General features: G+C 70.0%; 16 protein-coding genes. 12 read left to right on the top strand and 4 right to left on the bottom strand.

What is annotated here, in order from left to right:
- Positions 1 to 16 precede the first annotated feature (16 nt).
- Complete coding sequence (locus V6M46_RS15415; RefSeq protein WP_332666678.1) at positions 17 to 316, top strand: DUF4193 domain-containing protein; 300 nt, start codon at positions 17 to 19, stop codon at positions 314 to 316.
- On the opposite strand, the gene V6M46_RS15420 is transcribed toward V6M46_RS15415, so the two are convergent.
- Positions 288 to 752, bottom strand: a complete 465-nt coding sequence (locus V6M46_RS15420; protein ID WP_332666680.1) for a DUF4235 domain-containing protein — start codon at positions 750 to 752, stop codon at positions 288 to 290. The two genes, V6M46_RS15415 and V6M46_RS15420, sit on opposite strands and share 29 nt — an antisense overlap.
- A complete protein-coding gene (locus V6M46_RS15425; protein WP_332666681.1) occupies positions 733 to 1,239 on the bottom strand; it encodes a DUF3093 domain-containing protein in 507 nt (168 codons plus the stop codon). The genes V6M46_RS15420 and V6M46_RS15425 overlap by 20 nt, the downstream gene beginning before the upstream one ends.
- A gap of 54 nt (positions 1,240 to 1,293) precedes the next feature.
- Between V6M46_RS15425 and dut the strand changes: the two genes are divergently transcribed.
- From dut to V6M46_RS15450, 5 genes are all read left to right on the top strand, one after another.
- A complete protein-coding gene (gene dut, locus V6M46_RS15430; RefSeq protein WP_332666682.1) occupies positions 1,294 to 1,761 on the top strand; it encodes a dUTP diphosphatase in 468 nt (155 codons plus the stop codon).
- Positions 1,761 to 2,393 (top strand): DUF3710 domain-containing protein, encoded by a 633-nt coding sequence (locus tag V6M46_RS15435; protein ID WP_332666683.1) that lies wholly within the window; start codon positions 1,761 to 1,763, stop codon positions 2,391 to 2,393. The genes dut and V6M46_RS15435 overlap by 1 nt, the downstream gene beginning before the upstream one ends.
- A 9-nt stretch (positions 2,394 to 2,402) precedes the next feature.
- Complete coding sequence (locus V6M46_RS15440; protein ID WP_332666685.1) at positions 2,403 to 2,753, top strand: OB-fold nucleic acid binding domain-containing protein; 351 nt, start codon at positions 2,403 to 2,405, stop codon at positions 2,751 to 2,753.
- Complete coding sequence (locus V6M46_RS15445; RefSeq protein ID WP_332666686.1) at positions 2,750 to 3,412, top strand: DUF3159 domain-containing protein; 663 nt, start codon at positions 2,750 to 2,752, stop codon at positions 3,410 to 3,412. The genes V6M46_RS15440 and V6M46_RS15445 overlap by 4 nt, the downstream gene beginning before the upstream one ends.
- Positions 3,413 to 3,496: 84 nt before the next feature.
- Positions 3,497 to 3,985 carry a hypothetical protein gene (locus tag V6M46_RS15450; protein WP_332666687.1) on the top strand — a complete coding sequence of 163 codons (489 nt, stop codon included), beginning with the start codon at positions 3,497 to 3,499 and terminating at the stop codon, positions 3,983 to 3,985.
- A 9-nt stretch (positions 3,986 to 3,994) separates the two neighbouring features.
- Here the strand turns inward: V6M46_RS15450 and V6M46_RS15455 are convergent, their stop codons facing one another.
- Together V6M46_RS15455 and V6M46_RS15460 are read right to left on the bottom strand one after the other, a co-directional pair.
- Entirely contained in the window at positions 3,995 to 4,657 is a 663-nt protein-coding gene (locus V6M46_RS15455) for a potassium channel family protein (protein WP_332666688.1), read from the bottom strand.
- Positions 4,657 to 5,319 (bottom strand): potassium channel family protein, encoded by a 663-nt coding sequence (locus V6M46_RS15460; protein WP_332666690.1) that lies wholly within the window; start codon positions 5,317 to 5,319, stop codon positions 4,657 to 4,659. Before V6M46_RS15460 ends, V6M46_RS15455 begins: the two co-directional genes overlap by 1 nt.
- Positions 5,320 to 5,388: 69 nt before the next feature.
- Between V6M46_RS15460 and V6M46_RS15465 the strand changes: the two genes are divergently transcribed.
- From V6M46_RS15465 to V6M46_RS15490, 6 genes are all read left to right on the top strand, one after another.
- Positions 5,389 to 7,401, top strand: coding sequence for an APC family permease (locus V6M46_RS15465; RefSeq protein ID WP_332666691.1), 2,013 nt, complete (start codon positions 5,389 to 5,391; stop codon positions 7,399 to 7,401).
- A 2-nt stretch (positions 7,402 to 7,403) separates the two neighbouring features.
- On the top strand, positions 7,404 to 8,609 hold the full coding sequence (locus V6M46_RS15470) for a class I SAM-dependent RNA methyltransferase (RefSeq protein ID WP_332666693.1): 1,206 nt from the start codon (positions 7,404 to 7,406) through the stop codon (positions 8,607 to 8,609).
- Between the two features lie 21 nt (positions 8,610 to 8,630).
- Positions 8,631 to 11,105, top strand: a complete 2,475-nt coding sequence (locus V6M46_RS15475; protein ID WP_332666694.1) for an SCO7613 C-terminal domain-containing membrane protein — start codon at positions 8,631 to 8,633, stop codon at positions 11,103 to 11,105.
- 95 nt (positions 11,106 to 11,200) lie between these two features.
- Positions 11,201 to 11,977: a hypothetical protein gene (locus tag V6M46_RS15480; protein WP_332666696.1), complete on the top strand. Its 777-nt coding sequence runs from the start codon at positions 11,201 to 11,203 to the stop codon at positions 11,975 to 11,977.
- Positions 11,978 to 12,010: 33 nt separating this feature from the next.
- The gene (locus tag V6M46_RS15485; protein WP_332666698.1) at positions 12,011 to 13,123 is read left to right on the top strand and encodes a class I SAM-dependent methyltransferase; all 1,113 of its coding nucleotides are present in this window, start codon (positions 12,011 to 12,013) and stop codon (positions 13,121 to 13,123) included.
- Positions 13,124 to 13,138: 15 nt separating this feature from the next.
- The gene (locus tag V6M46_RS15490) at positions 13,139 to 14,179 is read left to right on the top strand and encodes an alpha/beta fold hydrolase (protein ID WP_332666700.1); all 1,041 of its coding nucleotides are present in this window, start codon (positions 13,139 to 13,141) and stop codon (positions 14,177 to 14,179) included.
- Positions 14,180 to 14,352: the final 173 nt, after the last annotated feature.

Consider the following 14,352-nt stretch of genomic DNA (forward strand, 5'->3'; position numbering starts at 1 on the left):
CACAAAGGGAGATTTGATGGCTACCGATTACGACGCACCGCGCAAGACCGAGGAAGAGCAGTCCGAGGACAGCATCGAGGAGCTCAAGGCGCGTCGGCACGAGAAGAGCTCGGGCAAGGTCGATGAGGACGAGACCGAGGCCGCCGAGAACTTCGAGCTGCCTGGAGCCGACCTCTCCCACGAGGAGCTGGCGGTCCAGGTCGTACCCAAGCAGCTCGACGAGTTCACGTGCTCGTCATGCTTCCTGGTGCATCACCGCAGCCAGCTCGCATCGGAGAAGAACGGCGTCATGATCTGCCGCGACTGCGACTACTGAGTCTCTTCTTGCTCGAACGCTTGGGAGCCGGATCCGCAAGGACCGGCTCCCCTTCCTTTTTCAGCCCACCGTTGTGCTTGGCCGAGTTCTCGAGCGGCTTCATGCCGGGCGGCAGGTGACCGGTCGACTTGACCCAGTAGGTCGCAGTGCCGCGGCGCACGCCGACCTTGACGAGCTCGATGATCGCGCCGCCCACGACCGCCCAGGCCACGGCCTCGCCGGTCGTGACGTCGGGGTGGCGTCCGCTGCTCGGCGGCTTGCGGCCGGTGACGGCGCGCCAGGCCAGGACCGACGCGCGCTGGGCGAGCATGCCCGCGACGAGCGACGAGCCACGGTCCATGAGCCGCCATGCGCTCTTGCCGGGCGCCTTGGTCTTGGGAGTCGTGGCGGCCTCGGCCAGGAGCTTGTGTGACTGCTTAGCCTTCTTCTTCGCCACGAGGTGCGTCTCCGTTCGGGTCGTGCGCCGGTGAGGCCGGCGCGTTCTCAGTGTGGCCCAGAGCAGCGGCGAGCGCGTCCGGACGGCGGCTCGACACGAGCCAGTAGGGCGTGGGATCGCTGTCGTCCTCGATCGGCACGAGCACGCCGCGGTCGAGGTAGGGACGCGTGACCAGGTAGCCGCGGGCGTCGGCGCCCGTGCCGAGGCGCAGGCGGTAGTCCGCCCGGTGCAGCGGCTGCACGGCACCGATGTGGGCGCGGGCGATCGACGCGCGGCCCACCCGGAGGCGTTCGGCGTCGACGGTGATCAGCAGCGAGCCGTAGCGCCACACCAGGTAGAGGCAGGGGCCGGCGACGACCGCCGTCGCGGTGATCGCGATGGGCCAGGTCGTCGCGACGAGCATGATCCAGCCCCACGCGGCTCCGAACACGAGCGCGGCCAGCCACCACGAGACGGGGGCGGTCAGGCGTTCGCGGTACGTCGTCACGGTTCAACCTTGCCTCATGCCGGCCGGCGGCCGGACGCAGGTAGGGTCGCTGCCATGTTCGAGGTCACCGTCACACGACTGGATCCGGGAGTCCCGCTCCCGGCGTACGCACACCCGGGCGATGCCGGAGCCGACCTGGTCACGACCGTGGACGTCGACCTGGCGCCGGGCGAGCGGGTGCTCGTCCCCACCGGAATCGCCGTGGCGCTGCCCGACGGCCTCGCCGCCTTCGTGCATCCACGCTCGGGACTGGCCCTGCGCCACGGCCTGTCGATCGTCAACACGCCCGGCACGATCGATGCGGGTTACCGTGGAGAGATCAAGGTCCTCCTGGTCAACCACGACCCCCGCGAGTCGGTCCGGCTGACGCGCGGCGATCGCGTCGCCCAGCTCGTCATCCAGCGGGTCGAGCGGGTGGCGTTCACCGAGACCGAGTCGTTGCCCGACTCGGCGCGTGGCGCCGGGGGGTACGGTTCGACCGGCGGTCACGCGACCGCCGACGCCCAAGGGGAGAGAAGCTGATGGTGCGCCGACGCAAGAAGGAGCAGTCCGAGCAGGAGGACGTCGTCCCGCTCGAGACCGCACCCGACGTACGCGCGAACGGTCCGTGGGACATCTCCGAGCGGAAGCCGGAGGGCGATCCGTCCTACGTCGACCTCGGCCCCCTGCTCGTGCGCGCGCAGGACGGGTTCTCGATCCAGCTCCCCGCCGAGGGCGAGAACGGCCAGATCGCCTCCGCGGTCCTGGTCGCCGAGGATGCCGCCCTCGAGCTGCGGGCGTTCGCCGCGACCCGGTCCGGTGGGCTGTGGGACGAGGTGCGTGACGACCTGATCCTCGAGGTCACCCGGTTGGGTGGCCAGAGCGAACAGGTCGACGGGCCGTTCGGACCCGAGCTCCACATCCGCGTGCCGGTCGAGCTCCCCGACGGTGAGGAGGGGTTCCAGCCCAGCCGCATCGTCGGCGCCGAGGGTCCGCGCTGGCTGCTCAGGGGTACGTTCCTCGGCGAGGCCGGCCTCAACCCGAGCGACGAAGGCGTCCTCATGCAAGCATTCAAGGACGTCATCGTCGTACGCGGCAACGAGGCGCGCATACCCCGTGAAGCGCTCTTGCTCACCCTGCCCGACAACGCCGTCGCTGCACCGGACGAGGAGTAGAATTTCCCCATGGGACGCATCAGCAGAACCCTTGAACGACTCTCGACCGAGAACATCGAGGCAGAGGAGCTCCAGAGCGACGCCGCCAAGGCCGGCTGCAAGCCGATCGCGACCCAGGCCGACCGCGCCGTCGTCACGATCCACGGCGTCCTGCGATCCGTCACGCTGCGTCCGGTCGACGGTGTCACGGCCCTCGAGGCCGAGCTCTACGACGGTTCCGACTGCGTCACCCTGATCTGGCTCGGCCGCCGCAAGATCGAAGGCGTCTCCGCCGGCAAGCAGCTCAAGGCGTTCGGTCGCATCGGCATGCGCCACGGCGACCGCGTCATCTACAACCCACGTTACGAACTCGAGGCATGACGTCCCAGGGGGCAAATCCAGGGACCGACGCCTACGAGACCGTCGAGCAGCTCGTCCGCGGCCAGCTGTCCAAGGCCCTGGGCGGTCGCCGCGGCATCATCGAGAGCGCGGTCCCGACCGTCCTGTTCACGGTCTCGTGGATCATCTCGCACGACCTCAGGCTGTCGCTGATCATCAGCATCGTCGCGACGGTTGCGCTGCTGCTCGTGCGCCTGGCGCAGCGCTCGACCTTCCAGTTCGTGCTCAACTCGCTGTTCGGCATCGGCATCGCCGCCCTGTTCGCATCGCGGTCGGGGGAGGCCCGGGACGTCTTCCTGCCCGGCATTCTCTACAACGGCGCCTATGCGGCCGTCTTCATCCTGTCGATCGTCGTGGGTTGGCCGCTGATCGGCTTCATGATCGGCAGCGTCACCGGCGATCCGACCGCGTGGCACAGCGACCGGGGCCTCGTGAAGCTGTGCTCGCAGCTGACCTGGCTGATGGCAGCGCCCTGCATTCTCCGCGTCGCGGTGCAGTACCCGTTGTGGGCCACGGACCACGTCGCCCTGCTGGGCACCGCCAAGATCGCCTTGGGCTGGCCGCTGCAGATCGCGTCGTTCGCGGCGATGGCCTGGGTGCTGGGCCGCAACCACACCCCGATCGAGCCCAAGGAAGACTGAACCCGTCGTCGGTCGGCTCTTGGCAGCGTGAGGCTCGTGGCTTCACACTCTAAGAAGACTGGGGACGAGCGACCAGGAGGTCGTATGCGGGTGCCAGTGGTCGAGGTCGAGTCCGATGTCGAGTCGGTCGGGTCGCACGAAGCCGCTCAGGCGCTGCTTCGTACGTACCTCGGCCTGCTTCCGGCCGCCCAGACCTCGGTGACGGTCCTGCTCCACGTGCCGCTCATCCACGTGGCACCGGACTCGGCCGTACGCGCACACGACTACATGCGCCGACAGGTCGAGACGGCGTTCACCTCCAGGCGGGTCCATTTCCGCTCGATGTCGCACTACTGGCGGTCGAACCTGAGCAAGCCGGCCGACAGAGAGGCCTTCGTGCACGTCGCGTTCTGGACGATCAGGGCCGAGCTGTACGTCAGGGGCTGGCCGGGCGCGTTCGCGTTCGAGTCCGAGGACAGCGGTGAGTGGTTCTCGTTCTCGATGCCCAGGCCGGTCTATGCCGACTTCTTCGACGCGATCGACCCGTCGGCCAGACCGAGTGAATGGCCCGCGCCCGAGCGGGCCGGGATCTAGACACCCAGCTCAGTGCTTGGGGGAGAGCAGCTCGCCGAGGTGGTCCTCGGCGTCCTCAGGCGTCACGAACAGCAGCTCGTCGCCGGACTCGAGTGAACGGTCCGCGTCGGGCGTCTGGATCGTGTTGTCCCGCAGGATCGCCACGAGGACGACGTCGTCGGGCCACGGCACCTCGCGGACCCGCTTCCCGACGAACGGGGAGTCCTCCGGCATCGTGAGCTCGACCAGGTTGGTGTTGCTCTGCCGGAACGTGAACAGCCGCACCAGGTCGCCGACCGTGACGGCCTCCTCGACGAGGGCCGACATGATGCGCGGCGTCGACACCGAGACGTCGACGCCCCACGACTCGCTGAACAACCATTCGTTGCTGGGGTGGTTGACCCGACCGACGGTGCGCGGCACGGCGAACTCGGTCTTGGCCAGCAAGGAGATGACGAGGTTGGCCTTGTCGTCGCCGGTCGACGAGATGACGACGTCGCACGACTCGAGCTGGGCTTCCTCCAGGGAGGAGAGCTCGCAGGCGTCGGCGAGCAGCCACTGGGCGCCGGGAACGGCATCGGCCCTGATCGACGCGGGCGACTTGTCGATCAGCAGCACGGAGTGCCCGTTGTCGACGAGCTCCTGGGCGACCGAGCGGCCGACGGCTCCGGCTCCGGCGATCACGACGCGCATCAGCCGGCCTCCGGCCCGGCATCGAGGGCGGCAAGTGCCGCGGTGACGTGGTCCTCGCGCATGAACAGGCTCAAGTAGTCGCCCTCCTGGATGACGGTGTCGGGCCTGGCGATGACACCCGTCCCGAGGCGCCGGAGGAACGCGACGCGTACGCCGGCGGCATCCTCGAGCTCGGCGATCCGGTGGCTGATCCACGCGGTGGGCGCGTAGACCTGGTCGAGGCGGACCTCGCCGGTCTGGTCACGCCAGGCGGGCTCGGTGCCGGCGGGCACGACACGACGCAGCACCTGGTCAGCGGCCCAGGGGACCGTGGCGACCGTGGGCACGCCGAGGCGCTCGTAGACCTCGGCGCGGCCCGGGTCGTAGATGCGCGCGACGACGTTCTCGACCCTGAACTGCTCGCGGGCGACACGCGCGGAGATGATGTTGGAGTTGTCGCCGCTCGAGACGGCGGCGAAGGCGTCGGCGCGCTCTATCCCGGCCTTGATCATGACGTCACGGTCGAATCCCATGCCGGTCACGGTGATGCCGGCGAAGCCCGGGCCGAGACGGCGGAACGCGTCGGGATTGGAGTCGATGACGGCCGTGGTGTGGCCGCGTTCCTCGAGGCTGCGCGAGAGGGTCGAACCGACCCGGCCGCAGCCCATGATCACGATGTGCACGCAGGCGACGCTACACCGCTACGGGACGCCTCGCGCAAGGACAGGGTGTGAGGTCTAGCATCGTCTCTCGTGGGTATCACCGAGGTCGCCAAGCGTGCGCTGGTCGGACGCAAGCTCCGCAGCACCCAGCTGGGCGAGACGTTGCTGCCCAAGCGGATCGCGTTGCCGGTGTTCGCGAGCGACCCGCTGTCCTCGGTCGCCTACTCCCCGGACGAGATCTTCCTGACGCTGTCGCTTGCCGGCGTCGGGGCATACACGTACTCGTGGAAGATCGGCCTGATCATCGCGTTCGTCCTGCTCGCCGTGGTGGCGTCCTACCGCCAGAACGTGCAGGCATACCAGAGCGGCGGTGGCGACTACGAGGTCGCGACGGTCAACCTCGGCGCCAACGCCGGACTCGGTGTCGCGAGTGCGCTGTGGGTCGACTACGTCCTCACGGTCGCCGTGTCGATCTCGTCGGCCGCCCAGTACCTCGGCAGCGCTGTCTCGGTCTTCCAGGGGCACGAGGTCGCCGTCGCGGTGGCCGGCGTGATCCTGCTGTCGGCGGTCAACCTGCGTGGCGCCAAGGAGTCCGGCACCGCCTTCGCGATACCGACGTACGTCTTCATCGTCTCGATGCTCAGCATGGTGGCGTGGGGATTCCTCCGCGAGTTCTTCGGGGGTGGACTGCCGGACGCCGAGACCGCGGACTTCCAGATCCTGCCGGAGGACCCGTTCATGTCGGGCCTGGGCGGCCTGGCGTTCGCCTTCCTGCTGCTCCGGGCGTTCGCGTCGGGCTGCGCGACCCTGACCGGTGTCGAGGCCATCGCCAACGGCGTCCCCGCCTTCCGCAAGCCCAAGGGCAAGAACGCCGCGACGACGCTCCTGATCCTCGGCACCGTCGCGACGACGCTGGCGCTCTCGATCGTCGTGCTCGCCAACATCATCAACGTCCGCGTCGCCGAGGATCCCGCGGAGCAGCTCCTGCGACCGGACGGCAGCCCGGTCGGCCACGACTATCACCAGGACCCGATCGTCGGCCAGCTCGCGAAGGTGATCTTCGACCACTTCCCGCCCGGCTTCCTCATCGTCACGATCGCGACCGGGCTCATCCTGCTCCTGGCCGCCAACACGGCGTTCAACGGTTTCCCGGTGCTGGGCTCGATCCTCGCCAGGGACCGTTACATGCCTCGCCAGCTCGACACCCGCGGCGACCGTCTGGCTTTCAGCAACGGCATCGTCATGCTGGCGTTCTTCGCGATCGCCCTGATCATCGCGTTCGATGCGCAGGTGACCCGGTTGATCCAGCTCTACATCGTCGGGGTGTTCGTCTCGTTCACGCTGAGCCAGACCGGCATGGTGCGGCACTGGACCCGGCTGCTCAAGGACACGACCGACCGGTCGAAGCGGCTCCAGTACAACCGCAGCCGCGCCATCAACGGCTTCGGCCTCATGGTGACCGGGACCGTCCTGATCGTCGTGCTGATCACCAAGTTCACGCACGGAGCCTGGATCGCGATCCTGGCGATGGTCATCGTGTTCCTGCTGATGAAGGCGATCCGCGGTCACTACGACCGGGTCTCGCTCGAGCTGGAGATCGACGACTCGGACGTCACGCTCCCGTCCCGGGTCCACGCCATCGTGCTGGTCAGCAAGCTCCACAAGCCGACGATGCGCGCGCTCGCGTACGCCCGGGTCTCTCGGCCCAACTCGCTCGAGGCGCTGACGGTCGAGTTCGACCCGGCGGAGACCCAGGCGTTGATGAAGCAGTGGGAGGACCTCGAGATCCCGGTCCCGCTCAAGGTCGTCAACTCGCCCTATCGCGAGCTGGTGCGACCCGTGATCCGCTACGTCAAGGAGCTCCGCAAGTCGAGCCCTCGCGACATCATCACGGTCTACATCCCCGAGTACGTCGTCGGCAGGTGGTGGGAGCAGCTCCTGCACAACCAGACCGCACTGCGGCTCAAGGGTCGCCTGTTGTTCATGCCGGGCGTCATGGTCACGAGCGTGCCCTACCAGCTCAGCTCCGCGGGCCGCGCCAAGCAGCGGATGGGTCGCAGCCGTCCCGCACCCGGCGACGTCCGTCGCGGGTTCCGGGACTAGTCGTGCCAGACCCGATCGTCGACGTCGGGCCGATCGCGCACGGCGGCCACTGCGTCGCCCGCCTCGATGGCCAGGTCGTCTTCGTACGCCACGCGCTGCCCGGCGAGCGCGTACGCATCCACATCACCGAGCGGTCCAAGACGTTCCTGCGGGCCGACGCCGTCGAGGTGATCCAGGCGGCACCGGGCCGGGTCGAGGCGCCGTGCCCGTACGCCGGACCGGGCCTGTGCGGCGGCTGCGACTTCCAGCACGTCGACCCCGCCACCCAGCGGGAGCTGCTCGGTGACGTCGTACGCGAGCAGCTTCACCGCCTGGCCGGTCTCACCTGGGACGGCGAGGTCGAAGCGGTCGATCCCGAGGCACTCGGCTGGCGTACGCGGATGCAGTTCGCGGTCGACGACCAGGGCCGGCCCGGCCTCCGCCGGCACCGCTCGCACGAGATCATCCCGGTCGATCGCTGCCTGATCGCGCATCCGGACCTGCCCGAGGTGCTCGGCCGGACCTGGGACGCCGAGTCGGTCGAGGCGATCGTGTCGTCGACCGGCGACAAGCTGCTCATCACCGACGCGACGATCCCCGACGACGTCGAGGCTGCTGTCGACGGCGTCGTGGCGGTCGACGGCACGACCCGCGGCGGGCGAGGGGCGGTCGTCGAGCGCGTGCTCGCTGCGGACTTCCGGGTCTCCGGTTCGGGCTTCTGGCAGGTGCACCCCGACGCTGCGCCGACGCTGGTCGAGGCCGTGATCGAGGCTGCCGAGGTGGTGCCCGGTGACACCGTGCTCGACCTGTATGCCGGCGTCGGCCTGTTCACCACGTTCCTCGCCGACGAGGCGGGGGAGGAGGGCCTGGTCCTCAGCGTCGAGTCCGACCGCGTTGCCTCCCGCGACGCACGGCGCAACCTGCACGACTTCCCGCAGGTCCGGCTGGTCGGCGAGCCCGTCGAGCGGGCCCTGCGCAACGGCTTGCTGGGGGAGTCGGCCGACGTCGTGGTGCTGGATCCGCCCCGCACGGGTGCCAAGAAGGCCGTCGCCGGCATCGTCGAGCTGGCGCCCCGGCGCATCGTCTACGTCGCCTGCGACCCGGCGGCGCTGGCCCGCGACCTGGCCTCGTTCGCCGCGCGGGGCTACGTGCTGGAGGGCCTGCGCGCGTTCGCGCTCTTCCCGATGACGCACCACGTCGAATGCGTGGCGGTCCTTGTGCGGGGCTGACGCTCGGGACACAGTGAGGCCATGCGCTTCGCAGACCCGCAAGCCTGTCCCGACTGCCGGGGCGCCATCGCCGGTCAGCCGGTGTGCCCGCACTGCGGTCTGGACCTGACGTCGCCGGAGGTCAGGCAGCTCTGGCAGACGCTCCTCCAGGCCGATGAGCTCCTGGCGAGGGCAACCCTCAAGCGGGACAGCGCGGCGTCCAGCCCTCCGCCGCCGGTGGCTCCCGTACGCCAGGACATTCCGGCGTACGTCCCCCGGGTGGCAACAGCTCCGGCAGTACCGCCGAGCTCGATTTCGCCCGGTGCGATCCTCCTGGGCCTCGGGGCCGTGTGCATCCTGGTGGCCGGCTTCGTCTTCCTCACGGTGACCTGGGGATCGCTCGGTGTCACGGGTCGCGCCCTCGTCCTGCTGGCCTTCACCGCAGCGGTCGGCGGGATCGGTGCCTGGGTCACCGGCCGGAAGCTGCGCGGCTCGGCCGAGGCGCTGTGGGCCGTATTCCTCGGCCTGTTCACGTTGGACTGGTTCGCGGCTCGCCAGCAGGGGCTGTGGGGACTGGACGCGGTGCCGTTCACGGTGATCTCCGTCGTGTGGGCGGCAGTGGCGTTCGGGCTGGCGTCGCTCATCACGGTCACGTCGCGGAAGGCGCTCGGACGGAACCTGTTGACGACCATGATCGCCGCCGGTGTCGCTCCGTGGTTCGGTGCGACGGTGCTCGGCGTGAGGCTCTGGGACGAGGAGGGCTGGCGCCCGTTCTGGGCTGCTCTCGTCGCCACGGGGTTCGTGTCGGTCTTCGTGCTGCTGGCAGCACGGCTGCGCCTCAGTGTCACGGCGGCGCTGCTCGCGGGATTCGCCGCAATCGCCACCGTCCTCAGCGTCATCGCAGCGGTCGTGGAGGCCGTCGAGGCGCCGAGCCTCGCCGAGCTGACGCGCGAGGGTCACGGCGTGCCGCTGCTTCTCACGATCGCTGTCGCGGTCGCGGTGGGTCTGTTCGAGCGGCGCGCCACGATGGCTGCCGCTGCCTTCGCCGGACTCGCCGCCGTGACGTTGGTCGTGCTGCCGGTCAACGAAGCCTGGCCCGACCGGGGCGCGTATGTCCTTGGCGCCGCGCTCGTGCTGGCCGGCGCCTTGGCGCTTCGCGGCTCGGACGCGTGGTCGCGCGGCGGCCGGATCGCCACAGCTGTCGTGAGCCTCGTCCTCGGTGCGTCGGCGCTCCCGTGGGTCGCCAACCTCGGTTCCATCGCCGGCGACGGTGCCGAGGGCGGCGGCGGAGCGGACTTCTGGTCCCGCTCCACCGCGATCGCGGAGACCCCCGGGCCTTGGTGGCTCGCGGGCATCGTGTTCGGTGCTCTCACCGCAGGGGCGTTCCTGGTGCGGTGGTGGCCCGAAGTGCAGCAGTTCAAGCCCTTGGTCACGCCCGCCGCTGCCGTCCTGGGCGCCGGCGGACTCCTGTCCGCCGTCGCGGCCACCTCTCCGCCGTACGCGGCGCTGGCCATGCTCGCGATCGGCCTCGGGGCCGTGCTCGCCGAGGTGCTCGCCCGACAGCAGCTCTGGTGGGCCCTGGCCGGTCCGGCACTCATCGCGGTTGCGCCGGTGGTGCCGCTGGTGTCGACCTCGGCGTCCCTCGTCGTCTGGTTGCTCGCCGCGGCGACGCTCGCGGCCGTGGCCGTACGCTCGACCGACCGGTGGCGGACTGAGCCCAGCTCGTTCGCTGCGGCGGCATGGGCGATGGGCTCGGCCGGCATCGCAGCCGTGCTCGGCGACGCTGACGACGACCTCGTGGCGATGTCCTTGGTCGTCGCCGCGGCAGTTGGCCTGGTCCCGGCCTCGACTGTCCTGCGCGGGCGTTCCGGGCGGCTCGGCGTGGAGGCCGCGACGGCGCTCATCGCCGCGGTCGGTCTGGGCTTCGCCGCCGGGAACGCGTCGCTGGCATGGCAGGCGTTGCTGTGGACTGTCGCGGGCGCCGTGCTGGTGCTGCTCAGCTTCGTCACCCCAGACCGCCGGTTCTTCCAGAAGGTCGGTGCGGTCGCACTCGGCGTTGCGTACGTCCTGAGGCTCGTCGCCAGCGACGTCGACGTGGTCGAGGCGTACACATTGCCCTTCGGGATCGTCCTCCTCGCGGCCGGATGGTGGGCCATGCGGGGCGACGACGCGGTTGGGAGTGTGCGTGCGCTCGCGCCCGGCCTGACGCTGGTACTGCTGCCGAGCCTGCCCCAGGCGCTCGACGCCCCGGCCAGCCTGCGCGCACTGCTCCTGGGTCTCGGGGCCCTGCTCGTCCTGGCGATCGGTGCCTGGAGGCACTGGAAGGCGCCGTTCGTCGCCGGCGCCGTGGTCGTCGGCGTGCTGGTGATCGCCAACCTGGGACCGTACGCGTTCGTCGTCCCGCGTTGGGTGCTCATCGCGACAGCGGGTGCTCTCCTCCTTGGCGCCGGCGTCACGTGGGAGGACCGGGTGCGGGACGGCCGAGCCGTGGCACGGTACGTCGCCGCGATGCGCTGACCTGGGAAGACGTCGTCCACTGGCCGATTCCGGCCATGGCAGGTTGGCCGGTTCCGGCGATGTGCGACATCGCCCCGCCGCGGTTGAGTCGTGGCATGAAGACTTCCGACACCACCACCACGATTCGCACAGGCCTGCCCAACCCGGTGTGGCTGGACCCACGCACCAACGGCCCTCGGGGCAGGTCGAACGGCGGGTTCGTCGCCGGGATGCTCGCCGAGCTCGCCGGCGGCACCGCCACCGTGCGACTGCTCGAGTCTGTCCCGCTGGATGCTCCCCTGACGGTGCGCCGCAGCAGGTACGACCGCTACACACTGTCGGACGGGCGACGCGCTCTCGCCACGGCGGTGGGGGTGAACCCGTTCACCGAGGTTCCTCCGGTGATCCCGACGATGGACGAAGCCCTCGCGGCACGCGACGCCCACCCGTTTCACGGAGTGCGGCACCTGCTCTCCGACTGCGTCGTGTGCGGTCCCGACCGCGCGGACGGACTCCACGTGACTCCAGGTCCCCTCGATTCGGATCCGTCGGTCCTTGCGACCCCGTTCGTCCCGCACGAGCGGGACACGATCAGCGGCGTCGTCACGCCGTCCACCGTCTGGGGTGCCCTGGATTGCCCGAGCTATCCGGCCGCCGCCCTGCTCCGTGGACGCCTGTGCCTGCTCGGAAGCATCACGGCCCACCGACACCGCGACATCGAGCTCGGCGAGGAGCTCATCGTCGTGGGTTGGACCCGCTCCGAGGGCAACCGATCCCGCCACACGTCGAGCGCCCTGATCGACGGGGACGGACGCGTCGTCGCATCCGCCCGTGCGGTCTGGGTCGAGCTGCGACACCAGATCCTGGCCAAGCTCATCGCGCGCTGGTCCTGAGAACTCACCACCCACACCGAAAGAAGGAACATGATGACGATGGAGACACTTGCCCAGCCCACGACCGAGGAGGGGATGGCCCGCACCGAGGCGTTCGTCGACCGGCTGATGGGCTCGTACATCGCGGGCGCCGAGCTGCTGACGATCGAGCTCGGCCGCCGGCTGGGGCTGTACGACGCGCTCCGTGACGTCGGACCATGCACGTACGCAGGTCTGGCAGAGCGTGCCGGCATCCCGGCCCGCTACGCACAGGAGTGGCTCGACCAGCAGGCCGCCGCCGGGATCGTCGACGTCGTCGGCGGCCACGGTGATGAGCGGCGCTTCCTGCTCCCGGATGCGTACGTCCCGGTCCTGCTCGAGGAGGTCCATCCCGCGCACATGATGGGCCTCGCACCGGTCCTGCTCGGCGTGGCACGCGCGCTGCCCGCTGTGGCCGACGCGTACGCGACCGGACGCGGCGTGCATTTCGCCGACTTCGGTGACGAGCTGCGCTTCGGGCTCGGCTCGCTCAACCGTCCCGGCTTCGCCCATGACACCCGCGCCTGGATCGAGGCGATGCCGGACGTTGCCGCCAGGCTGGACACGGGAGGGACGATCCTGGACGCGGGCTGCGGCGTCGGCTGGTCGACGATCGGCCTCGCTCAGGCGTTCCCGCGCGCGACGATCGTCGGCATCGACCTCGATGCCGAGTCGATCGTCGAGGCACGGGCGAATGCGGTCAACGCGGGCGTCGCCGATCGCGTGTCGTTCGTCGAGGGCAATGCCGCCGACGAGCGGGCGCTTCGACCGGATCACGTCGAGGCGTACGCCCTCATCACGGTCTACCAGGCGCTCCACGACATGGGCGAGCCGATCCAGGCACTGACGGCGTTCGCGGCGGTCCTGGCCGAGGACGGTGTGGTGCTCGTCGGCGACGAGCACGGCTCCGACGAGTTCGAGGCGCCCGCGGGTGACGTCGAGCGACTGCAGCTTGCGGTCAGCGTGCTCCACTGTCTCCCGGCGACGTGGGCCGAGTCGGACCGCATCGTCAACGGCACGGTGCTGCGTGGGGCCACGATGCGCGAATGGGTGCGAGCAGCCGGCTTCGACCGCCTCGAGGTCCTCGACATCGAGCACCCGTTCTGGAGGTTCTACCGCCTGGGGTGAACCTAGGATGTCCGCATGCACGAGGACCAGGTCATCCGGCACGTCGAGATCGACGGCCGTACGGTGGCCTGGTCCTCGTCAGGTTCCGGCCCGCCGCTGGTCATCGGGGGCTGGTGGTCGAGCCATCTCGAGCTCGACTGGGGCGATCCGGCATTCCGGGCGTTCGTCGAGCGGCTCGGGGAGCACCGCACAGTCATCCGCTACGACCGGCCCGGCACGGGGATGTCCGACCGGATCGGCGGGGTCCCGCAGGGCATCGACGCGGAGCTCGTCTTCCTTGACGGGCTCGTCCGCGAGGTGGGCCTCGACCGCATCGACCTGCTGGGCGCCTCATCGGGATGCGCGGTCGCCTCGGCACTCGCGGCCCACCGCCCGGACGTCGTCCACCGACTGGTGCTCTACGGGGGGTACGCCCGCGGCGAGGAGATCGCCCCGCCCGCGGCACGCCGCTCGTTGCTGGCGACGGTCGAGGCGCATTGGGGACTGGGCTCGCGTGTGCTGACTGACATCTTCCTGCCGCAGGCTGGCCCTGCCGAGCGCGACCAGTTCGTCGAGTTTCAGCGTCGTTCGGTCACTCCCAGCGTCGCGGCCGCCTCCCTCCGCTCGGTCTATGAGTTCGACGCGACGCCGCACCTGTCCTTGGTGCGGTCTCCGACCCTGGTGCTGCATCGCCGCGACGACGGTGCGATCCCGTTCGCCCTCGGGCGGGACCTCGCCGCGCGGATCCCGGGCGCCCAGTTCGTCGCGCTGGACGGTGTCGACCACCTGCCGTGGCGCGGTGACGTGTCCGAGCTCCTGCGCCACGTCATCGGCTTCCTCGGCGGCTTCGTACCGGAGGAGCCACCCGCTCGCGTACCCCTGGCCACAGAGCTGTCGCTTCGTGAACGCGAGATCCTCGCGCTGGTCGCGCAGGGCCACACCGACGGTCAGATCGCGGCCCATCTGGTGCTCAGTGCCCACACGGTGCACCGCCACGTGGCCAACATCCGCACCAAGCTCGGCGTGAGCTCGCGCGCCGCCGCCGCGGCCTGGGCCGTCGCGAACGACGTGATCTGAGCAGGACTCGCGGGCATGGGTCCTTGTGCCCAGCGGTAGGCAGAGACACAGTGGCAATGACCTCGATGAAAGGCACTCATGGCCGAGTACAGGACGATCAAGCAGCTGAGGCGCGAGGCCCTCGGACACGACGCGCTGCTGTTCAGTGCGGCATTCTCCGCGGGAGCCCTGCT

Origin of the sequence: Aeromicrobium sp. (genome assembly GCF_036676885.1) — a bacterium.
In the GTDB taxonomy this organism is placed as follows: domain Bacteria; phylum Actinomycetota; class Actinomycetes; order Propionibacteriales; family Nocardioidaceae; genus Aeromicrobium.